The following is a 20,999-nucleotide window of genomic DNA, read 5'->3' as shown; positions in this document are numbered from 1 at the left end:
ACCTCAATAAGGTTTTACCTTTATAACATGCATATGTTTTTCTTTATCTACGGTCACATACATATGTACACGACTCACGATTTCACTATTCTTCAGTTTTCCATAACTCATAATATGACGCGGATTATCTGTTGAGCTGTCCGCTTCAATAGTAATCTCTACATTTTCATCATCTATTACAACTAGTTTATTTTGAAAGTCCCATACATTTCCTAATTTACAATAGCCAACAAACCAATGAGCACCTCTTTGTGCCGCGTAATGAGCTTCTTCCAAACGCAATTCATCTACCACATTACTTTCACATATTTGTCCTATACGAAGCCCCATAAAAGCTAATAGTAATAAAAAGGACATCGTAAGTATCGCTATATATGTAATAAAGCCCGCGTTATGGGCTCCTATGTTCATGACTTGTCTCCTCTTTACTTTTATACCAATCATAAATAGCACTCTGTCCAATAGAGACCTCATATATGGTTAGTCCTCCATAACCACTTGTATATTTCCTATCATTAACAAAACGATTGTTAATATACCATCGCAAATGCACGGTCCCATTAGTATCTACACTAAAAGGATATTCCTGAGTATAGCCCACATTTCGTTTATCCTTAGTTCCTACAATTCGACTGCCACTGACAGGCTGCAAGCTACCATCTGTTAATTTTCTGTATAGTGCATGACGTTGTACAGTTAAGGTTGTACGTTTTGTATCGTGAATATATAAACTCTTATTATGGTCTTCTACAGTAACCTTCACAGGGTTCCATATCATTTGAGCCACAACCATCCGTCGTGTATATCGGCCATCCTCCATCATAGCTACACTATCCAGTAATTTAGCATCCCACATAACTGCATAGAATACGATACCTAACAATATGGTAAGAACTATGACAGAAATCGTCATACTAATGAGCGTAGAATACAAAACAAATCCCATATTATTCTTATTCTTATTTTTATTCATATTTTTATTCTTATTTTTATCTGTTATAGGATTCTGCTTGTATTCTTTATCCCTTCCAATTACCTTTTCTATATCCTCGCCCTTCAATGTATCCCCTCCAAATCAACTGATAGCGAGTAAACAACAGATTGATTATCTATGGCATCTACTGTTAATCGTTGTAAAGATACACCTTCTATCACTACAGGCTTTATATGTGTTTTATAAGTAATTTTTTCACTAGGACTCATAGTGAATTGAGAGTTATATACACCTGCTTCTATTGTTCCAGTTTTATAGTAAGAAGCTTTATCCTTTTCTAAATACGTTATGGTATCTTGCAATATATGATCCCAATAATACGCCTTATATACCGTAAGGGTAGCCATCCAAAATATAGATAATACAATAGGTAAAATGAGCATGATTATAGCAGCTGATATTAAGGCATCACCATACATAAATCCTTCAGTGCACTTCTTCCCACCTAATACGCCCCGTTTGTACAGATATCCATATGCGATTTTTCTCACCACTTTCACGATCTTTCAAAATAATTTCTGTCCCATCATAAGGTAAACCTAAAGCTGAAAAAGAAATAATGGTCATAGACCGCGTGCTCTCAATATTTGACGGTAATGATATGTTTACCGTATGATGATTGGCATCTTCCTCTAAGGTGTAACTGTCCTTATTTAATATAAAAAGCATTCTCCCTTTACCATTAGATTTATGTCCTAGCATAGACCAAAGTTGAACTTTCTTGAGCATATACACCACCTCTTGCGTAGTACCATTTAAGGTATAACGACTAGGTGTTATTACAATAGGTAAAGCAATAGAGATGAGCAGTAAAATTAAACCAAGCGTAATAATCCATTCCGCCAGTAAAGATCCACTTTGACGATTTATAAGTTGTACCTTAACCATTGGTAAAGCACCTCCATATAGGAACCCCCATGTAAGGCACACCATCCACCAAAGCATAAAAAGGGACCAAATGGGATATATCGATTACGATAACCTGTTAGTAAGAGATAGAGAGAACCAACACAAAATGCTACGTAAAAAAAACATATAATTTCCCATGGCGAGAGCCACATTGCAATAGCAGAAAACCATTTAATATCTCCTATGCCAAAACCTTTATGGCTGATCAAACGAAGTCCATATGTAATAGCCCCTACGCTCATAACACTTAACACGGTTACTAACATAGATTTATCATTTATATAGCTATACATAATCCCCCCTATTACAAGAGCTAGCGCTCCTTCATCAGGCAATATATAGTAATGCATATCGATGGTAGCACCTGCTATGATGATGAGTGAAAACGCAGCATACAAAGCAATGTGAGTATAAGATATTGCTTTCGATGAAAATATAACAGGCAGAACTATGGATGCTATATATACAATGAGCCCTATTACATAATTGGTCCCTTTCATACCTTGTCCTTTCATATAACTAACGTATGTAATTCATAACCTATACAAGTTAATTAAGGCTCATTAGGTGCTTTAACAACAACAGATTTTGAGGTCCCACCACTGACAACTTCATAAGTAATAGTATATTCCTTCCCTTTTGCAGTCTTAACATGTTCAGTAAGATATCCTTCCTTATATAAATTTTCTACTGTTGGGGGTGTGTCAACATTCTTGTCGATCATATACAACTGAGTAGCATTCTTAATTATTTGTATATCTGCTGTTTCCTTAGCGTTTCGAGCTTTATCCGCAGCAGATAAGAATTGTGGCATCGCAATAGCTGCTAGTATAGCAATAACCGCCACTACAACCATTAATTCAACAAGAGTAAATCCACCTTTTCTCGATTTCTTAAACCCTTCTCGAACACGAGAAATATGTAATCGATCTACGATCCATTGACCGCACATTTCTAATCGATGATTCGCTTCATGAATCATATGCATAACAGAATTCATAATATCCTCCTTTTTAATAGTTAAATAGTAACATTGTCTATTGCCCTCCTAAGTTGGCAATGGACGTAAATAAGGGATACATAACAGATACAACTAATACGGCTACACCAATTCCCATTACGGTTAGTAGAATCGGTTCCAACAATCGTTCTAAACGAGCAATATATTTTGAAAGTATAGATTCATAGTAGTACCCACAGTGGTTTAACATTTTCACTAATTCTCCACTCTCTTCTCCAATGGAGATCATTTGCCATATAAAAGGATTTCCTATCTGACCACTACGCAAACTTTCTTCAAATGAGTGTCCTGATAATAACTTTGCTTCCACCTGTTCACTACATTCAGCACCATATATATTTCCCCACAAAGGGCGAGTGATATTCATGGTGTGAATAATAGAGATACCAGAATCTAGTAAGAGAGCCCAAACTTTTAACATGCTCGTATAGTACACACAAGTACTCCATTGGTATCGGTGAGCCAATAGCCAAAGCCAACGATGTACTTTACACTTTATACTATGTTGTTTATAAGCAAATGCTAATGAACCTATTACAACACAATGTATAGCTATTACCATTAGAGGATGCGATTTTAACCCTTGTCCTAATACAAAAAGAGCTCGCGTCATCAGAGGTAATGTAATATGCATAGTGGTAAATACATTTTCAAATGAAGGAATAATAAACAAAATGGTGACTAGAAAAAATATATTCATCATTAAAAGAAGAAATAAAGGGTAAGAAATAGCACTTATAACCTTTTGTTTCAGCTGCCTCTCCCAATCATAGTGACGGGATATATATTGTAAACTTTCACCCAAGGTGCCCGCTGCTTCACCACTTTCTAGTAAAGCCAAAGCAATAGGAGGACATCCTTCACTTCGTAAAGCTTGTGATAAAGTCTGACCACGCTCTATAGATTCATATAAAGCTGTATAGAGTAGTCCTCGTTTCCCCTGGCAGAGTAACTGTAAGGCACGCCGTAATGGAACACCAGATTCAATGAGTAGACCTAATTGATAAGTCACATCTACCACCATAGTATGATTCCATTTATGTTTCTTTTTTTCATCCTGTAACGATATCCTATAAATTTTATAGCCATCCCGTTTTAACCGTATTGCAATTTCCTGTTCTGAGTCACCCCACATCAAACCTTTTTCTGTTTTATCTTGATTATTTTTTACGACATATTCATAAGCCTCCATATATCCACCTACGATAATTGTTGATCAAGCAAGGTATGTAATTGTTGTTGAGCTCCATATTGTGCCTTTACATCTCGCACAGCCATTTCTAATGTTTTCATTGGTAGTTGTGTTTCTTGAATAGAAATGATTTGTGGTTCCTTACGGGTCCGTATCAAATTTGCTACTGCATGGGTATTTAGCAAAATATCACGAATAGTAATGAACTTTTTATTCCATCGAAGTAAACGCTGACATATAACGGCTCGTAACACTTGAGATATTTGATTGCGTACCTCTTCTTGTTGCTCCCCAGGAAACAGAGAAATCATGCGATGAACAGCCATCACTGCACGCTGTGTATGCATGGTCGCCATTACAAGGTGACCAGTCTCTGCCGCATGAAGTGCCGCTTCAAGGGTTTCTCGATCTCGAAGTTCGCCTACCATAATGACATCCGGATCCTCTCGTAAGGCGTCTCGAATACCATCTGACATAGTATTGATATCAGCACCTAATTGTCGTTGATGGATCAAAGACTTATTAGGTGCAAACTCAAATTCTATGGGGTCCTCTAAGGTAATAATGTGACGCTCCATAGTCTGATTAATATAATCAATACAACAAGCTAAGGTAAAACTTTTACCACTACCTGTAGGGCCACAAACAAGCAATAAACCATCATGTGCTTCACATAATTTTTGTAGCAGTTGCCCCTCACTATTGTCATCTAACTTTAGTTGTTGATGACAGAGTAATCGCAATGTACCACATATAGTCTGATTAGCTCGATATAGATGAATACGGATCCGCACACCACAACAGGAACAAGCCTCATCAAGCGACTGCCACTCATAGGAGGCTATACCACAACGGCGCAAGATATCCTCGATTAATTCTGTAGTACACATAAACGAAGTAGCCTTTAATCCATCACCATGTCGCAAATAGATAGGCTGCCCACATTGTAGATGAATATCTGTTGATGATAATTGTATTGCCTTTTCTACAATAGTTTCTAAACTTTCACTCTTACAACATAAGTCCACAACGATGCACCTCCTCTATAGATGTAACATGCTGAGATACGGCCTCACGAGCAGACTCTTCTAATGACAATAATAAATGTTTTTCTAATTGGTCCCAATGAGCCGAATTAGCTGGTATTTCTAAGTATTCAAATAAAGCAGTCCGTCCTTGATATACTGTACCATCGAATTTTCGTACTAGCCGTTGTGCAATAGCTCCCATTAATGTAGCCCGTATTAAATACGGCTCTACCCCCATATCCATGAGTCGTGTTACAACGCCTATAGCTGTATTGGTATGTATAGTAGATAATACACGATGCCCCGTTAAAGCAGACTTAACGGCTAACTCTGCGGTCTCCTTATCCCTAATTTCACCAATCATAATCGTATCTGGATCTTGCCGTAATACAGACCGAAGACCTTTGGCAAAGGTAAAACCAATCTTTTCATTGATACCAATTTGGATAGCCCCTTTTATTTCAGCCTCTACAGGATCTTCGAGACAGATTAACTTTGTTTCCTCTAGATTAAGCATGCGTAACATGGCGTATAAGGTGGCTGTCTTACCACTGCCAGTCGGCCCACAGATAAGCAACAAGCCATAAGGACGTTTCAATAATTGTGCAATATGCTCAAAAATATCTGTTCGCATCCCTAGCGCTTTTAAATCTTTATGGCTCCCTTCATTCCCCATAAGGCGACATACTAAGGTTTCTCCGTATAGGCTAGGCAATGTAGACACACGCATTGTTACAGACTTATCTTTATGACTCCAAGCCCAACGACCATCTTGGGGTAAACGCTTCTCGCTAATATCTAGAGAACTACACACCTTGATACGGTTAATAATGAGTTCAGCCTCCTCAAAGGATATAGTCATGTAATGTTGCAGCAGTCCATCTTGTCGTAACCGAACATGAGCACCACTTTTAACGGGATCAAAGTGGATATCGCTTACATGGTGTTCTAAGGCATACAAGATAATATCGTCTAATGTTACGTCTACATACATGGTCACCTCCAATACCTTGCGGTATGTTTTTACCTCACACTAGCGTATGGCGTTATAGGTTTCGACATCAGCCTCTAAATCCCTCTTTTATTTTTAAAAATCCACGAAGCGAAAACTTTTCTATTTTGGGCATACAAAAAAGGCGCCCCGTAGGGCGCCCTTATTAGACTTTTAGCTAAGACGATTTTTATTTTAAGTTATAGAAAACGTCATTACCTTTATATTGTGCTGTTTCGTATAACATTTCTTCAATACGAAGCAATTGATTGTATTTAGCTACACGTTCAGAACGAGCTGGTGCACCAGTCTTAATTTGACCAGCATTTACAGCTACAGCAATATCAGCGATGAATGTATCTTCTGTTTCACCAGAGCGATGAGATACTACACAAGTGTAACCAGCGCGTTTAGCAAGTTCCATAGCGTCGAATGCTTCAGTGAGGGTACCGATTTGGTTAACTTTTACAAGAATAGAGTTACCTACACCAAGTTCAATACCACGAACTAAACGTTTTGTGTTAGTTACGAATAAATCATCACCAACGAGTTGTACGCGGTCCCCAAGACGATCTGTCAATAATTTCCAGCCTTCCCAATCTTCTTCAGCAAGACCATCTTCGATGGATACGATTGGGTATTTGCCTACTAAGTATTCGTAGAAATCTACCATTTCAGCAGCTGTTTTAACTTTGCCTTCACCAGCTAGGTTATATTTGCCATCTTCATAGAATTCAGAAGATGCAGAATCAAGAGCTAATTTAAAGTCTTTACCAGGTTCATAACCAGCTGCTTTAATAGCTTCACAGATTACTTCCAATGCTTCTTCGTTAGATGCCAAGTTAGGAGCAAAACCGCCTTCGTCGCCTACTGCAGTGCTAAGACCTTTGCTATGAAGTACGGATTTCAATGTATGATATACCTCTGCACAGCTGCGAAGAGCTTCTGCGAAGGATTCAGCGCCTACAGGCATGATCATGAACTCTTGGATATCTACGTTATTATCCGCATGTGCACCACCGTTCAAGATATTCATCATAGGAACTGGTAACTCTTTTGCATTAAAGCCACCAAGGTATACAAATAGTGGCAGATCCAAAGATTCAGCTGCTGCACGAGCTACTGCCATAGATACGCCAAGAATTGCGTTTGCACCAAGGTTAGATTTATTATCTGTACCGTCAAGTTGCAACATCAAATTATCGATTGCCACTTGTTCTGTAGCGTCATAACCGATAAGAGCAGGACCGATTTTAGCATTTACATTATCGATAGCTTTTAAAACGCCTTTACCTAAGTAACGAGATTTGTCACCATCGCGTAATTCTACGGCTTCAAACATACCTGTGGAAGCACCGGATGGAACAGCTGCTGTGGCAATAGTGCCATCTTCTAAACATACTTCAACTTCAACAGTTGGGTTACCGCGGGAATCTAAAATCTCTCTTGCAATGACTTGTTCAATTACTGCCATTTTTTCACCTCATAAAATCTAATAGATTAGTTGTCTTCTGACAACCCTTATATATATATTGAGCTATATCATACATATAGTTAACTCTAATTAACCAGAAATATAGTGAAAGTTCTATATTATGCTTTATGTACTAAACTATGTCCTGTCATGGCTGTTGGTTGTTCTATACCAGCCAAGTCTAATAATGTAGGCGCAATATCACATAGTTTACCAGCTTCTAGTGTAGCTGTTTTAAGTGTGTCGCTCATTAAAATTAAAGGAACTAAATTCGTAGTATGTGCCGTATGCACCTTACCGGTTTCATGGTTGACCATAAGCTCAGCATTGCCATGGTCTGCTGTAATCAACAGATGACCATTTTTGCTGCGAATAGCCTCTACAATACGACCCAAACAAGTATCTACAGCTTGAACTGCTTTAACAGCGGCTTCAAAGCTACCCGTATGACCGACCATATCTGGATTAGCAAAGTTCAAAATGATCATATCATACGTTTCATCTTGAATTGCTTGTACAACCTTATCGGTCACTTCATAAGCGCTCATTTCTGGCTGTAAATCATAGGTTGCCACTTGAGGGGATTTTACGAGAATGCGGTCCTCACCTTCAAAGGGTTCCTCTTCACCGCCATTGAAGAAATATGTAACATGAGCATACTTTTCTGTTTCCGCAATACGCAATTGGCGATAACCACCTGCACTTAGAACTTCACCTAATGTTTCAGATAATGTATCCTTTTCATACACAATATGTACGGGCAAACCATCCTCGTACTTTGTCATAGTTGCCATATATATAGATAGTGGCTTCCGTTTAAAGCCATCAAAATCAGGTAACACTAGTGCTTTTGTAAGTTCACGACCACGATCTGGGCGGAAGTTACAGAATATAACCGCATCTCCATCTTTGATAGTCCCTGCAGCATCAATCACCGTAGGAAGCACAAACTCATCTGCTACATTTTTGTCATAGGACTGTTGTACCGCTTCACAAGCAGACCCAGCTGTTTCACCTTGACCATTTACAATGGCATTGTATGCCAATTCAACGCGGTCCCAACGATTATCGCGGTCCATTGCATAATAGCGACCACTAATTGTAGCAATTTTGCCACAGTTGAGCTCTGCCATATACGCTTCTAAGTCCTTTAAATAGCCTTGTGCACATTGCGGAGCTACATCACGACCATCGAGCAAAGCATGGACATACACATGCTCGATTCCATTATCATGAGCCCCTTTAATGACTGCCTTAATATGATCTAAGGAGCAATGCACATTGCCATCTGAAACTAGGCCTATAAGATGTAAGCTTTGCTTCTTAGCTACTTCGTATAGTTCCTTCATAACAGGACGATTATAAAACTCACCGGACTCGACATCTTTAGTAATACGAGTCAAATCTTGATACACGATGCGACCAGAACCAAGATTTAAATGGCCAACTTCAGAGTTTCCCATTTGACCTTCTGGAAGGCCTACCGCAAGTCCGGATGCTTCTAATGTTGTATGTGGATACATATCCCATAATCGATTAAAACAGAGCGGCTTCGCCTGTACTACAGCATTGGTTGTGTCTGATTTATCCCCCAAGCCAAAGCCATCTAGGATGACTAGCATTACGGGAGCCTCTAATTTAGCCATTTGTAACCTCATATTAAGCGCTTACTTGGTTTGCAGCTTTAATAATATCAATAAATTCATCGACCACTAAGGATGCACCACCTACGAGAGCACCGTCAATATTAGGCTCTCCAAGGATTTCTAATGCATTTTCTGATTTAACGCTACCACCATACTGGATGCGTACTGCATCAGCAGTTTCATTATCATATAGAGATCGAATGTAATTGCGGATTTCTTTACATACCTCTTCAGCTTGATCAGCCGTTGCTGTCTTGCCAGTACCGATAGCCCAAATTGGTTCGTACGCAATAATCAATTGGCTGACTTGCTCTTTCGGAATATCAGCCAAAGCCCCTTTAAGTTGTGATGTAATCCAGTCAATCGTATGACCTGTTTCACGTTGTTCTAAACTTTCACCAACACAGACAATAGGATTCAAATTATGATGAAATGCACTTTTAATTTTTGCATTAACGGTCTCATCTGTTTCACCATAATATTCACGGCGCTCAGAGTGACCGATGATTACATAATTAACGCCTACCTCTGTAAGCATAAGTGGTGAAATCTCACCAGTAAACGCACCAGCATCATGATAATCCATAGTTTGTGCACCTACTTCAATAGCTGTATTTTTCGTCAATACTACAGCACGTTCGATGGCTGTGAAAGGCGGACATACAACTACATCACAGAACAATTCCATATCTTGTAACACGCTGTTAAACGCTTCGATCAGAATTGATCCAGACGCAATGGTGCCATTCATTTTCCAATTCCCTGCAATAATGGGTTTTCTCATATTATGCCTCAGACAATGCAGCAATACCTGGTAGGATTTTGCCTTCTAAGAACTCTAAAGATGCACCGCCACCTGTGGAGATGTGGCTAATTTTATCCGCTAAGCCACTTTTTTCAATGGCTGCCACAGAGTCGCCACCGCCAACGATAGTCATCGCATCGGATTCAGCTACAGCTTTCGCTACTGCATTCGTACCAGCTGCAAAGTTTTCCATTTCAAATACGCCCATAGGACCATTCCAAATAATAGTCTTCATTGGCGCCAATGCCTCTATATAAAGTTCGCGTGTTTTAGGCCCAATATCTAATATCATCCAGCCGTCTTCGATTTGATCAACGTCTACAATTTTAGTATTAGCATCGTTGCTGAAAGCATCTGCTACTACAGCATCGATAGGTGTTAATAATTTAGCACCTGCTACGCGAGCTTCCATAACGAGGTCTGTAGCGATAGCTTCTTGGCCTTCTTCAAATAAAGAGCTACCAATATTGCAACCTTGTGCTTTAATGAACGCATTAGCCATGCCACCGCCGATGATCATTACATCAACTTTAGGCAAAAGGTTAGAAATAACAGAAATTTTATCTGTTACTTTTGCACCACCAATGATTGCCGCCATAGGTGTTTTAGGATGTACTACAGCTGCACTTAATGCTTCAATTTCTTTTTTGAGCAAGAAACCTGCTACCATAGGAATATAGTCAGCAATACCAACTACGGATGCTGCATTACGGTGAGAAACACCAAACGCATCATTGATAGCAACATCTGCAAGAGCTGCCAATTGCTTAGCAAACTCAGGGTCGTTTTTAGTTTCTTCGTTGTGATAACGCAAATTTTCAAGCATCAATACATCGCCAGGTTGTAATGCATTTACGGCTTCTTCAACCTTAGGACCAATGCAGTCATCTACGAATGCTACAGGCTTGTTGATAAGGTCAGATAAATGCTTAGCACATGGTGCCAAAGACATTTCAGGTTTGCGTTCTCCTTTTGGACGACCAAAGTGAGAAGCAAGGATAACCTTTGCCCCTTTTTCGATTAAGTAATTGATAGTAGGTAAGGCACTACGAATACGAGTGTCATCAGTGATGACACCGTCTTTCATAGGAACATTAAAATCAACACGAACAAATACTGTTTTATTATCTACTTGTAAACCTTCGATTGTTTGTTTCATCAAAGCCTCCTGATTATAAGCCTTTGCTTGCTACGAATGCTGCCATGTCGATAAGACGTTCGGAGTAACCCCATTCGTTATCATACCAAGAAACAACTTTTACCATATTGCCATCCATAACCATTGTTAAATCAGCGTCAACAATGGAGCTACGTGGATCGGAGCTGAAGTCACAAGATACTAATGGCACATCAGATACACCTAGGATACCTTTTAATTCGCCAGCAGCTGCTTTACGGAATGCTTCATTGATTTCTTCTTTAGTTGCAGGTTTTTCAAGTTCGCAAACAAGATCTGTAGCAGATACGTCTGGAGTTGGAACGCGCAATGCGAAGCCATCTAATTTACCTTTTAATTGAGGCAATACTTTAGCAACAGCTTTTGCTGCACCAGTAGTTGTAGGAATGATAGACATAGCTGCTGCACGAGCACGGCGAGGGTCTTTATGACGTGCATCAAGAATTTTTTGGTCATTAGTATAGGAATGAATTGTTGTCATCATGCCGCGTTTAATGCCGAATTCATCGCATAATACTTTAGCGAATGGAGCCAAGCAGTTTGTTGTACAAGATGCATTGGAGATAATGTGATGTTTTGCAGGATCATACATATCTTGGTTAACACCCATAACCATAGTTAAGTCTTCATTTTTACCAGGTGCAGAGATCAATACTTTTTTTACAGTAGGTTGATTCAAATGAACCTTTGCTTCCTCTGCATCACGGTATTTACCTGTGCATTCAATTACGATTTCTACGCCTTCTTCAGACCAAGGTAATTTAGAAGCATCGCGGTCATGGAATACGCGGATTTTTTTGCCATCAACGTAGATATTTTCTTCGTCGAATGTTACTTCGTTAGGAATTGTACCGTGTACAGAGTCGTATTTTAACAATAATGCAGTACCTTCATTATCACCAGTTGCATTAATTGCTACAACCTCAACGTCAGGATTATTAATCGCTGCGCGAACTACACATTTGCCAATACGACCAAAACCGTTAATACCAACTTTTACTGCCATTGTTAAATCCTCCTAATAACAAAAAATATTCTAACTAAATTTCAATTTAAAATGTATAACTACTAATTCGCCTATAAGGCAGAAATTTGTAACAATTGACGCATCCCCTCCGCTGCTTGCTCATCGATGATGAGTATACCTTTGCGACAAGCTCGCATCACACCTATGATAGCGCTCGCTTTTTCTTGTCCACCAGCTACAGCAATAACATTGGGAACCTTTGCTACATCGGGAAGTGATAAACCAATATTATTAGTAGAATAAATTAACTTACCCTCAATGTCACAATATTGACCAAGTGCTTCACCTACCGCATGATTATCTATCAACTGCTTACGCACATCATCAGCAATATGGCGCTGATCTGCCATGCGCATTGCAGTACCAATACCAAATAATAGTACGTCAGTCCTACTAATGAGATCTCCAATTTCTTTAATTTGCGGTTCACAAGTCATGAGCATATGTAATGAGTCTTGTGAAAGTCCATCAGGTAAATGGAGCATCTTATAGGACCCGCGAAGTCTTTCAGCTAACACAGAAGCGATTACATTAGCTTGGTACTCCACTACCTCACCAACGCCACCCCGGGCAGGTACAACAATAGGATTAAATGGTAATACTGGCATCTCTTCAGCTACTGCAGCCATTGTACTGCCACCACTGATGGCGACTACAGAGTCAGGCTCTAATAATTCCTGTAATAGCTTTGCTGCTGCAAAACCTAACTTTTTAACCATCAAGGTTCCTTCAGTAGGAGTGATGATAACCCTATCGATATGAAGTGCTTCAGTCAATCGATGTTCTAGCTCGTTAATACGATCTAATTCATTTAAAAAATTTCGCAACTTTGGAACAATTGCATGTCCCTCATCAGTGAGAAAAATCCCTGGTTTATAAATGTCTACAAGACCATTAGCACGCATTAACTCAATATGACTTCGTACGGTTCGCTCAGGAAGGTCCGTTGCAGTAGCTAATGTCCTACGGCCTATAGGCTCTTCATAAACAAGGTGGTTTAGTATTTTGTATCGCTCCTTCAATACGCTAACAATTTCAGGAACAATACGTTCACATATCATTAGAAATTCGTTCATCGGGTCCCTCCTTTACCCGTTTGGATTGCATGAATCGTTTTTCGTCCCATGTGAACAAAATCCGTCCCACCTAAAATAAAAAAATACTTTTACATTTGTATTGTATACCCTATGTGAATTTTATTCAAGCAAAAAAAACGCCCAATTAGGGCGTTTTCTATATAAATTATTATTTAGACTGATTGGTACTGTCTTCAAAAGGTTTTAATTCCATTGAGGTTAGTTCATATTCTCCATTGATCTCATCAGTGTTATGTTCAGATGAAAATTCTGATAAATCAGATTGACAGTATCGACACTTAATAGCTTCATTACGAATAAATTCCCCACAATATGGGCATTTCTTAAGATTATTATCTTTAACCTTAACACTATCATTATCCTTAAGTGAAATAGCATGAACTAAAGCAACAATCCACAATAAATTACTATAAATCAGCCACAAGAAGAAGGAACGTCCTTTTTTATTTGCAATAATTGCTGGTATTAAAAATAAAGCAGCAATCACTGGAATCATTGACATAGGTTTTGTCCATATTGGATTATAAACAAAATCCATGTAACCATCAACAACTATACAAGAAATAATAAACCCAAATATACATTTTATAATGATCATTTTAATACTTCCCCCCTACAAAATTCCCCTTATTTTGTACCGAAGATACGGTCACCAGCATCCCCTAAGCCAGGCAAGATGTAACCATGATCATTAAGTTTTTCATCAAGTGCTGCTACATAAATAGGTACATCAGGATGTTCTTTATTTACAGCCTCTACACCTTCAGGAGCAGCCACTAAGCACATTAACTTAATATGCTTAGCTCCTTTTTCTTTTAACAATGTAATAGCTGCTGCTGCACTTCCTCCAGTAGCAAGCATTGGATCAGTTACGATAAAGTCTCGTTCGCCTACGTCAGATGGTAGTTTACAGTAGTATTCTACTGGTTTCAAAGTTTCAGGATCACGGTACAAACCGATATGACCAACTTTTGCAGTTGGAATTAAACTAAGCATACCATTTACCATACCTAGACCAGCGCGAAGAATTGGAATAATACCCAATTTTTTACCTGCAATTCGTTTGCCAATCATTTTAGTTAATGGTGTTTCTACCTCCACATCCTCAAGTGGTAAGTTGCGTGTAATTTCATACCCCATCAACATAGTAATTTCATCAAGTAGTTCTCTGAAATCTTTAGAGCCTGTTTGTACGTCACGCATCAATGTAACTTTGTGTTGAATCAATGGATGTGTCATAACATTAACTTTCATGACTGTCCTCCTATAAAACAATATACATATCCCATTCTAGCTATTAACTATCATATTTACTCTATCACAGATTAGAAAATCATGCCATAAAAATATTAAAAGGGATGTGCCGAGGGCACACCCCTTTTATACTACCTATAAACTTATAGGACTATAAATATATAATGTAATTTTAATGTAATCGATTAGTACAATGGATACGCTTCACAAAGTGTAGCGACACGTTTACTAGCTTCTTCATGGACCGATTTATCTTCAGGATTTTTAAGGACCACTGCAATAATATCGGCAATTTCTTCCATATCTTTCACTTGCAAACCACGTGTCGTAAGAGCTGGCGTGCCAAGTCGAATGCCGCTTGTTACAAATGGGCTAGCTGGATCAAATGGAATTGTATTTTTATTACATGTAATACCTACTTCATCGAGTAAGTGTTCAGCCTCTTTACCAGTTAAACCAGTATTACGAACATCTACAAGCATAACATGAGTATCTGTACCACCAGAAACAATTGTTAAGCCCTTTTCTTGCAATGCTGCAGCCAACGCTTTTGCATTGTCGATGACTTGTTGTGCATATACTTTGAACTCAGGTTGTAAAGCTTCACCAAATGCTACGGCTTTAGCAGCGATAACATGCATCAAAGGACCCCCTTGGATGCCAGGGAAAATGGCTTTATCGATTGCTTTAGCATACTTTTCTTTGCAAAGAATCATACCACCACGAGGACCACGCAATGTTTTATGAGTTGTTGTAGTAACGATATCAGCATATTCTACAGGATTTGGATGTAAACCTGCAGCTACAAGGCCTGCGAAGTGAGCCATATCTACCATGAAGATAGCATCAACTTCATGAGCTACATCAGCCATTTTTTTGAAGTCGATTTGACGGCTATAAGCACTACCACCGGCAATAATCAATTTAGGTTTTGCTTCCAAGACAATCTTGCGGAACTCATCATAATCGATTTGTTGTGTTTCTGCATCTACACCGTAAGGTACTACGTTGAAATATGTACCAGATACGTTAACAGGGGAACCATGAGTTAAGTGACCGCCATGAGACAAGTTCATGCCCACAATAGTATCACCTGGTTGTAATAATGCGAAATACACGCCAAAGTTTGCTTGAGAACCAGAGTGAGGTTGCACGTTAGCATGTTCTGCACCGAACAAGCGTTTTGCACGTTCAATAGCTAATGTTTCAATAACATCAACATTTTCACAACCACCATAATAACGTTTACCAGGATACCCTTCTGCATATTTGTTAGTCAATACGCTACCTTGAGCTTCCATTACTGCTTGAGAAACGAAGTTTTCAGAAGCAATCATTTCCAATTTGTCACGTTGACGTGCCAACTCCTGATTGATAACAGCTTGAATATTAGGGTCTTGTTTTTCTAAGAAACTCATAAGTATCCTCCTCATGTAAATATATGCGTATAAGGTAACGATGTATTACTTCTCTAAGGCTTTAATCTTTTCCACACGGCGTTCATGACGGCCACCTTCAAAATCCGTTGCCATCCAAATAGTAACGATATCCTTTGCAAGGCCGGGGCCGATAACGCGTTCCCCCATTGTGAGAATATTAGCGTCATTATGTTCACGACATGCATGCGCAGAGAATGTATCATGACAAAGAGCAGCGCGAATACCTGCAATCTTATTTGCTGCAATACCGATACCAATACCAGTACCACAAATTAAAATACCTCTGTCTACTTGACCAGATACAACCGCATTTGCTACAGGTACAGCAATATCAGGATAGTCGCAAGAATCAGCTGTATGACAGCCAAAGTCCTCTACTTCATGTCCCAATGCATTTAACAATTCCTTAACGGATGCCTTTAAATTTAATCCGCCATGATCACAACCGATTGCAACTTTCATAATTTCATCTCCTACGCCTTCTGAGGCACTGATGCAAGACCAGCCTCTACTAAGTGATAAATTTGTTCCGCACATTGATTATATACGGTTTGATCAGATCCATATGGGTCCGTAACATCACCATCTTGACCACCCCACTCGGAAATCGTTTTGATTTTACTTTCCTCAAATGGAAATTGGCGAAGTAGTACAGATTTATGATCTTTCGTCATACCAATGATAAGATCTGCTGCATTCACGAGTTCCATCGTCAATGGTCTCGATTCATGATCAGAAATATCTGCAATGGAACGGACGGCTTCCACGGCTTGTTCAGTTGGTTTTGCGCCATAAGCGGCAAATAACCCAGCCGATACAGTGGTAACATCCTTATGTTGCTCCGCTGCAAGTACCCGTGTAATACCTTCAGCCATAGGGCTACGGCAAGTGTTACCGGTACACACAAATAAAATATTCATAATAACATCCTTACTTAATCACATTTTGTGATTACTTTATACATTATAGCAAATTCATCCAATATGTAAAGACATATTTCTATTATCAGTGGACATTTTTATGCTAGTAAATTTACTTATAAATGATATGATGACTCGATGCCTTCTCCATACGATTCATAATAGCAACACCAAAACCGTCATCATCAACACCTTCTGCCAAGATTAGGGTAACATGATTTTCATTAAAATGTAATAGACTTTTGTAAAAGTCATGACCTAATGATAAAGCATCACTATGATGGCCAAAACAATGGCATATAAAGCGTGTATCCCCTTTAATCAAATTATACGTTTCATGACTTACCAAACAACCTATGAGACCTTCTACCTCTGCAGAAAGCTCTTTGAAAGTACTTGCTACATCTTCTGGACTGCCTACAACAACTGTCATAGGTGCATCAGGAGCATAATGGGTATACTTCATACCAGGAGCTTTAGGCTTAGTTGTTGCATTAACGAGAGCAGTATCATACTCAACCGTAGACACAACATCTTCTAGCTGTGCTTTTGTAATTCCACCAGGTCTCAATATAATGACCTTATCATCATGAACTTCCACCACAGTAGACTCTACACCAATCGTACATGAACCAGCATCTAAAATATAGGAAATACGGTCCTTCATATCATGGTAAACATCTTGTGCCGTTGTGGGACTTGGCCGTCCAGATATATTAGCACTAGGAGCCGCTATAGGTACACCAGCACGCTCTAATAAAGCTCGACAAAGCTCATGATCAGGGCAACGTAAAGCAACACGAGGTAACCCGCCTGTAGCACGATTTGGCACTAAATCTGATTTAGGCAATGTGATTGTCAACGGACCAGGCCAGAACGTATCCATTAATAATTGTGCCGTATTTGAAACCTCTGTTACTAAAGGTTTTATACTTTCACTATTAGGAACATGTAAAATAAGTGGATTATCGGAAGGGCGGCCTTTAGCGGTGTAGATTTTATCCATCGCCTCCGGATCCAACCCATTAGCACCTAATCCATATACAGTTTCTGTAGGAATGGACACTAATTCGCCATTACGCAAAGCGCGAGCAAGCATATCTAGTTCTTGATCTGATGGATTTGTAATAATTTGAGTATCCATATTATCCCTCATACACAGCTGTTATAACGCGATCATTTCCACCAAGGTCAGTAATACATCGAATATTAGAATACTTCCCTGTTTCCTCTAATAAAGACTTTACAGCCTCAGCTTGATCAAAACCTATTTCAAAAGCTATACGGCCTTGCGATTTTAAATATTTACCACATGATTTAGTCAAAATACGATAAAAATCAAGTCCATCTTCACCACCAAATAAGGCAATATGAGGCTCATTTAACACGTCCTGAGACAATAATTCAGCATCCCCTGTACAGATATATGGTGGATTCGATACGATGAGGTCAAACTTCTCAGTTTTACCTACCAAACCAGAAAACATATCGGATTCTATAAATTGAACACGATCATTTAAATTAAACCTTTCACAGTTTTCCTCAGCCACTGACAAAGCGTCGATAGATATTTCAAGTCCTACTCCACACGCATTCGGCAAGTAGTGTAATAGACTTAACAATATCGTACCAGGACCCGTACATACATCGAGTACACGCATATCGCTATCTTTTGGATATGTGCCTAGTACATACTCAATCAAAGTTTCTGTATCAGGTCGAGGAATCAATACTTTATCATTAACCTTAAAGGTCAATCCCATAAAGTCCTTTTCCCCAATAATCGCCGCTACACAGTGACCCTTAGCTCGTTCTTGAACGAGAGGTCTAAAAGCATCAAGTTCCTCTTGAATAAGCGGTTGGTCATAATGGGTATATAGATAAATACGATCCTTGCCTAAAATGTGAGAAAGCAGTACTTCCCCATCAAGTCGAGGTGTATCCATCTCCTTGCTTTGAAAGTACTGCTCTGTCCACTGGAGAATACGACCGATTGTCCAAATCTCCTTATGCATTTGTATTAGCCTCCTGCATTTTTGCCGCTTGGTCTGCAGCATTTAAGGCTTGAATAATTTCATCAAGATCGCCATTTAAAATAGCATCTAATTTATATAATGTTAAGTTAATACGATGATCTGTTACGCGACCTTGTGGATAGTTATAGGTACGAATACGTTCACTACGGTCACCTGTACCAACTTGGCTCTTACGGTCTGCTGCCATGCTAGAAATGGCCGCTTGTTCAGCTTGGTCTTGTAATTTAGCGCGCAATACACGCATAGCTTTTTCTCGGTTTTGTAATTGAGAACGTTGGTCTTGACATGCTACAACGATACCAGATGGCAAGTGTGTAATACGAACAGCAGACTCTGTTTTATTGATATGCTGACCACCTGCACCACTCGCACGATACGTGTCAATTTTTAAGTCTTTTTCATTAACTTCAATATCAACATCTTCCATTTCTGGTAATACCGCTACTGTAACGGTAGACGTATGTACACGACCTTGTGTTTCTGTAGCAGGTACACGTTGTACACGGTGTACACCAGACTCAAATTTCATTTTAGAGTATACATTTTCACCATCAACAGAGAAAATAACCTCTTTAAAACCACCTAGTTCAGGTTCATTAGCATCGATAATTTCACAACGCCAGCCTTGGCTCTCCGCATATTTTGTATACATACGAAACAAATCGCCTGCAAACAATGCCGCTTCATCACCACCGGCACCACCACGAATTTCAATGATAATATTCTTATCATCATTAGGGTCCTTAGGCAATAAAAGGATTTGTAATTTCTCTTCTAATTCCTCTTTTTGAGGTTTTAAGTCTTTCAATTCCTCTTGTGCCATTTCGCGGAATTCGTCATCCATGGATTTATCTTCAATAACTTCCATAGCTTCATTAATACCAGCTAATACTTTTTTATAAGTACGGAATGTTTCAACTGTTTCAGATAATTGAGCATGTTGACGTGTTAATTTACGCCATTCATCTTGGCGAGCAATGACTTCAGGGTCACTGATGCGCTGCTCAAGATCCATAAATTTATCTTCAATAACTTGTAATTTATCAACTAACATGTTTATTCCTCTTCATATGCGTCACTCTCAGGAGGACGAACCTCTTCTAGAGCTCGTATAGCTACTTCAATTTGATCATCTTCTGGCTCACGAGTCGTCATGTATTGCAATACAAGACCTGGTTTAATGATAGCTTTCACAAAGGAATGCTCACTACGTCCAGCAAGACGAATGACCTCGTACGCAATACCAGCTACAACTGGCATGAGAAGTACGCGGCTCACAATACGTTCCAACAAATTAGGCCATCCTAAGAAGGCAAATACAAATATACTCACCACCATAACGATAAGTAGGAAGTTTGTACCACATCGCGCATGTAAGCGACTTTGTTGACGAACGTTTTCTACAGTTAGAGGCAAATCTAGTTCATAAGTATGAATCGTTTTATGCTCTGCCCCATGATATTGGAAAACTCGTTGAATATCCTTCGTGAGACCAATCCCCCAAATATAAAGTAGGAAAAGAACTAAACGAATGACACCTTCAATGAGATTTAATACTACATGATTATCCTGTACACCAGGAATGAATTTTACGATAAATGTTGGCAATGCCAAAAATACAGCTATCGCAAAAATTGTTGAAATAACCATGGTAATGGCAATTTCACTATTAGACATTTCTTCCTCTTCATCACCAGCGGCCTTAGCGGAGAAGGATAAAGCCTTCATGCCAATCACTAGAGATTCGTAGAGAGCTACACAGCCACGAAGAAATGGTTTTTTCAAGATTGGGTATGTGTCAACAATGGATTTAGTAGCCTCTTTTTGGACTACAATAGTTCCCGCAGGCTCACGTACGGCTGTTGCCGTATAGCCAGGGCCTCTCATCATGACACCTTCGATCACAGCTTGTCCACCGACAAACTTTTTAATACGTTCTGCGTTCACAAGAGCTCCTCTCATAAACAAATATAGGCAGAGCCCATAGCC

Annotated in this window: 24 protein-coding genes; all 24 read right to left on the bottom strand. The window is 39.2% G+C overall.

Going from position 1 to position 20,999, the window contains the following annotated elements:
• Positions 1 to 3 precede the first annotated feature (3 nt).
• Positions 4 to 411: a hypothetical protein gene (locus RYO55_RS01400; protein WP_314983836.1), complete on the bottom strand. Its 408-nt coding sequence runs from the start codon at positions 409 to 411 to the stop codon at positions 4 to 6.
• On the bottom strand, positions 392 to 1,060 hold the full coding sequence (locus RYO55_RS01395; protein ID WP_314983834.1) for a hypothetical protein: 669 nt from the start codon (positions 1,058 to 1,060) through the stop codon (positions 392 to 394). The genes RYO55_RS01400 and RYO55_RS01395 overlap by 20 nt, the downstream gene beginning before the upstream one ends.
• Positions 1,057 to 1,413, bottom strand: coding sequence for a hypothetical protein (locus tag RYO55_RS01390; protein ID WP_314983832.1), 357 nt, complete (start codon positions 1,411 to 1,413; stop codon positions 1,057 to 1,059). The genes RYO55_RS01395 and RYO55_RS01390 overlap by 4 nt, the downstream gene beginning before the upstream one ends.
• Before the next feature lie 7 nt (positions 1,414 to 1,420).
• Complete coding sequence (locus RYO55_RS01385) at positions 1,421 to 1,882, bottom strand: hypothetical protein (RefSeq protein ID WP_004696141.1); 462 nt, start codon at positions 1,880 to 1,882, stop codon at positions 1,421 to 1,423.
• Positions 1,861 to 2,403 carry an A24 family peptidase gene (locus tag RYO55_RS01380; RefSeq protein ID WP_314983830.1) on the bottom strand — a complete coding sequence of 181 codons (543 nt, stop codon included), beginning with the start codon at positions 2,401 to 2,403 and terminating at the stop codon, positions 1,861 to 1,863. Before RYO55_RS01380 ends, RYO55_RS01385 begins: the two co-directional genes overlap by 22 nt.
• A 53-nt stretch (positions 2,404 to 2,456) precedes the next feature.
• Positions 2,457 to 2,903 (bottom strand): prepilin-type N-terminal cleavage/methylation domain-containing protein, encoded by a 447-nt coding sequence (locus RYO55_RS01375; protein WP_314983829.1) that lies wholly within the window; start codon positions 2,901 to 2,903, stop codon positions 2,457 to 2,459.
• A gap of 37 nt (positions 2,904 to 2,940) precedes the next feature.
• Positions 2,941 to 4,116, bottom strand: coding sequence for a type II secretion system F family protein (locus tag RYO55_RS01370; protein WP_278606597.1), 1,176 nt, complete (start codon positions 4,114 to 4,116; stop codon positions 2,941 to 2,943).
• Positions 4,117 to 4,124: 8 nt separating this feature from the next.
• A complete protein-coding gene (locus RYO55_RS01365; protein WP_278606598.1) occupies positions 4,125 to 5,144 on the bottom strand; it encodes a type IV pilus twitching motility protein PilT in 1,020 nt (339 codons plus the stop codon).
• Positions 5,128 to 6,138 (bottom strand): GspE/PulE family protein, encoded by a 1,011-nt coding sequence (locus RYO55_RS01360; RefSeq protein WP_314983826.1) that lies wholly within the window; start codon positions 6,136 to 6,138, stop codon positions 5,128 to 5,130. The genes RYO55_RS01365 and RYO55_RS01360 overlap by 17 nt, the downstream gene beginning before the upstream one ends.
• 187 nt (positions 6,139 to 6,325) lie before the next feature.
• Positions 6,326 to 7,609: a phosphopyruvate hydratase gene (eno, locus tag RYO55_RS01355; RefSeq protein WP_314983824.1), complete on the bottom strand. Its 1,284-nt coding sequence runs from the start codon at positions 7,607 to 7,609 to the stop codon at positions 6,326 to 6,328.
• Positions 7,610 to 7,728: 119 nt separating this feature from the next.
• Positions 7,729 to 9,255 carry a 2,3-bisphosphoglycerate-independent phosphoglycerate mutase gene (gpmI, locus tag RYO55_RS01350; RefSeq protein ID WP_314983822.1) on the bottom strand — a complete coding sequence of 509 codons (1,527 nt, stop codon included), beginning with the start codon at positions 9,253 to 9,255 and terminating at the stop codon, positions 7,729 to 7,731.
• Between the two features lie 13 nt (positions 9,256 to 9,268).
• Positions 9,269 to 10,039 (bottom strand): triose-phosphate isomerase, encoded by a 771-nt coding sequence (gene tpiA, locus RYO55_RS01345; RefSeq protein ID WP_314983821.1) that lies wholly within the window; start codon positions 10,037 to 10,039, stop codon positions 9,269 to 9,271.
• A 1-nt stretch (position 10,040) separates the two neighbouring features.
• Positions 10,041 to 11,219 carry a phosphoglycerate kinase gene (locus RYO55_RS01340; RefSeq protein WP_314983820.1) on the bottom strand — a complete coding sequence of 393 codons (1,179 nt, stop codon included), beginning with the start codon at positions 11,217 to 11,219 and terminating at the stop codon, positions 10,041 to 10,043.
• Positions 11,220 to 11,232: 13 nt separating this feature from the next.
• Complete coding sequence (gene gap, locus RYO55_RS01335; protein ID WP_004696160.1) at positions 11,233 to 12,243, bottom strand: type I glyceraldehyde-3-phosphate dehydrogenase; 1,011 nt, start codon at positions 12,241 to 12,243, stop codon at positions 11,233 to 11,235.
• A gap of 71 nt (positions 12,244 to 12,314) precedes the next feature.
• Positions 12,315 to 13,340, bottom strand: a complete 1,026-nt coding sequence (locus tag RYO55_RS01330) for a sugar-binding domain-containing protein (protein ID WP_314983819.1) — start codon at positions 13,338 to 13,340, stop codon at positions 12,315 to 12,317.
• Positions 13,341 to 13,509: 169 nt separating this feature from the next.
• Complete coding sequence (locus RYO55_RS01325; RefSeq protein ID WP_314983818.1) at positions 13,510 to 13,959, bottom strand: zinc ribbon domain-containing protein; 450 nt, start codon at positions 13,957 to 13,959, stop codon at positions 13,510 to 13,512.
• 29 nt (positions 13,960 to 13,988) lie between these two features.
• Positions 13,989 to 14,615 (bottom strand): uracil phosphoribosyltransferase, encoded by a 627-nt coding sequence (gene upp, locus RYO55_RS01320; RefSeq protein ID WP_004696164.1) that lies wholly within the window; start codon positions 14,613 to 14,615, stop codon positions 13,989 to 13,991.
• A 185-nt stretch (positions 14,616 to 14,800) separates the two neighbouring features.
• Positions 14,801 to 16,033, bottom strand: coding sequence for a serine hydroxymethyltransferase (glyA, locus tag RYO55_RS01315; RefSeq protein ID WP_004696166.1), 1,233 nt, complete (start codon positions 16,031 to 16,033; stop codon positions 14,801 to 14,803).
• 45 nt (positions 16,034 to 16,078) lie between these two features.
• Entirely contained in the window at positions 16,079 to 16,516 is a 438-nt protein-coding gene (gene rpiB / locus RYO55_RS01310) for a ribose 5-phosphate isomerase B (RefSeq protein ID WP_012864499.1), read from the bottom strand.
• Positions 16,517 to 16,527: 11 nt separating this feature from the next.
• Complete coding sequence (locus tag RYO55_RS01305) at positions 16,528 to 16,974, bottom strand: low molecular weight protein arginine phosphatase (RefSeq protein ID WP_295815676.1); 447 nt, start codon at positions 16,972 to 16,974, stop codon at positions 16,528 to 16,530.
• A gap of 112 nt (positions 16,975 to 17,086) precedes the next feature.
• Positions 17,087 to 18,118 carry an L-threonylcarbamoyladenylate synthase gene (locus tag RYO55_RS01300; protein WP_295815678.1) on the bottom strand — a complete coding sequence of 344 codons (1,032 nt, stop codon included), beginning with the start codon at positions 18,116 to 18,118 and terminating at the stop codon, positions 17,087 to 17,089.
• 1 nt (position 18,119) lies between these two features.
• On the bottom strand, positions 18,120 to 18,989 hold the full coding sequence (gene prmC / locus RYO55_RS01295) for a peptide chain release factor N(5)-glutamine methyltransferase (RefSeq protein WP_314983817.1): 870 nt from the start codon (positions 18,987 to 18,989) through the stop codon (positions 18,120 to 18,122).
• Positions 18,982 to 20,064, bottom strand: coding sequence for a peptide chain release factor 1 (gene prfA, locus RYO55_RS01290; RefSeq protein WP_303929869.1), 1,083 nt, complete (start codon positions 20,062 to 20,064; stop codon positions 18,982 to 18,984). The genes prmC and prfA overlap by 8 nt, the downstream gene beginning before the upstream one ends.
• A 2-nt stretch (positions 20,065 to 20,066) precedes the next feature.
• Positions 20,067 to 20,972: a DUF1385 domain-containing protein gene (locus RYO55_RS01285; RefSeq protein WP_298711864.1), complete on the bottom strand. Its 906-nt coding sequence runs from the start codon at positions 20,970 to 20,972 to the stop codon at positions 20,067 to 20,069.
• Positions 20,973 to 20,999 lie beyond the last annotated feature (27 nt).

This window comes from uncultured Veillonella sp. (assembly GCF_963551295.1).
In the GTDB taxonomy this organism is placed as follows: Bacteria; Bacillota; Negativicutes; order Veillonellales; family Veillonellaceae; genus Veillonella.
Note: the sequence above shows the minus strand (reverse complement) of the source record. Positions and strands in the feature narration are given on the sequence as shown.

What these genes read in the sequence shown, in the direction of transcription:
- RYO55_RS01285 (WP_298711864.1), bottom strand. Translation starts at nt 20,972, where the DNA reads ATGAGAGGAGCTCTTGTGAACGCAGAACGTATTAAAAAGTTTGTCGGT.
- RYO55_RS01375 (WP_314983829.1), bottom strand. Translation starts at nt 2,903, where the DNA reads ATGAATTCTGTTATGCATATGATTCATGAAGCGAATCATCGATTAGAA.
- gpmI (WP_314983822.1), bottom strand. Translation starts at nt 9,255, where the DNA reads ATGGCTAAATTAGAGGCTCCCGTAATGCTAGTCATCCTAGATGGCTTT.
- upp (WP_004696164.1), bottom strand. Translation starts at nt 14,615, where the DNA reads ATGAAAGTTAATGTTATGACACATCCATTGATTCAACACAAAGTTACA.
- gap (WP_004696160.1), bottom strand. Translation starts at nt 12,243, where the DNA reads ATGGCAGTAAAAGTTGGTATTAACGGTTTTGGTCGTATTGGCAAATGT.
- RYO55_RS01360 (WP_314983826.1), bottom strand. Translation starts at nt 6,138, where the DNA reads ATGTATGTAGACGTAACATTAGACGATATTATCTTGTATGCCTTAGAA.
- tpiA (WP_314983821.1), bottom strand. Translation starts at nt 10,039, where the DNA reads ATGAGAAAACCCATTATTGCAGGGAATTGGAAAATGAATGGCACCATT.
- glyA (WP_004696166.1), bottom strand. Translation starts at nt 16,033, where the DNA reads ATGAGTTTCTTAGAAAAACAAGACCCTAATATTCAAGCTGTTATCAAT.
- RYO55_RS01325 (WP_314983818.1), bottom strand. Translation starts at nt 13,959, where the DNA reads ATGATCATTATAAAATGTATATTTGGGTTTATTATTTCTTGTATAGTT.
- RYO55_RS01390 (WP_314983832.1), bottom strand. Translation starts at nt 1,413, where the DNA reads ATGTATGGTGATGCCTTAATATCAGCTGCTATAATCATGCTCATTTTA.
- RYO55_RS01330 (WP_314983819.1), bottom strand. Translation starts at nt 13,340, where the DNA reads ATGAACGAATTTCTAATGATATGTGAACGTATTGTTCCTGAAATTGTT.
- prmC (WP_314983817.1), bottom strand. Translation starts at nt 18,989, where the DNA reads ATGCATAAGGAGATTTGGACAATCGGTCGTATTCTCCAGTGGACAGAG.
- RYO55_RS01300 (WP_295815678.1), bottom strand. Translation starts at nt 18,118, where the DNA reads ATGGATACTCAAATTATTACAAATCCATCAGATCAAGAACTAGATATG.
- RYO55_RS01400 (WP_314983836.1), bottom strand. Translation starts at nt 411, where the DNA reads ATGAACATAGGAGCCCATAACGCGGGCTTTATTACATATATAGCGATA.
- eno (WP_314983824.1), bottom strand. Translation starts at nt 7,609, where the DNA reads ATGGCAGTAATTGAACAAGTCATTGCAAGAGAGATTTTAGATTCCCGC.
- RYO55_RS01380 (WP_314983830.1), bottom strand. Translation starts at nt 2,403, where the DNA reads ATGAAAGGGACCAATTATGTAATAGGGCTCATTGTATATATAGCATCC.
- RYO55_RS01370 (WP_278606597.1), bottom strand. Translation starts at nt 4,116, where the DNA reads ATGGAGGCTTATGAATATGTCGTAAAAAATAATCAAGATAAAACAGAA.
- rpiB (WP_012864499.1), bottom strand. Translation starts at nt 16,516, where the DNA reads ATGAAAGTTGCAATCGGTTGTGATCATGGCGGATTAAATTTAAAGGCA.
- RYO55_RS01340 (WP_314983820.1), bottom strand. Translation starts at nt 11,219, where the DNA reads ATGAAACAAACAATCGAAGGTTTACAAGTAGATAATAAAACAGTATTT.
- RYO55_RS01385 (WP_004696141.1), bottom strand. Translation starts at nt 1,882, where the DNA reads ATGGTTAAGGTACAACTTATAAATCGTCAAAGTGGATCTTTACTGGCG.
- RYO55_RS01305 (WP_295815676.1), bottom strand. Translation starts at nt 16,974, where the DNA reads ATGAATATTTTATTTGTGTGTACCGGTAACACTTGCCGTAGCCCTATG.
- prfA (WP_303929869.1), bottom strand. Translation starts at nt 20,064, where the DNA reads ATGTTAGTTGATAAATTACAAGTTATTGAAGATAAATTTATGGATCTT.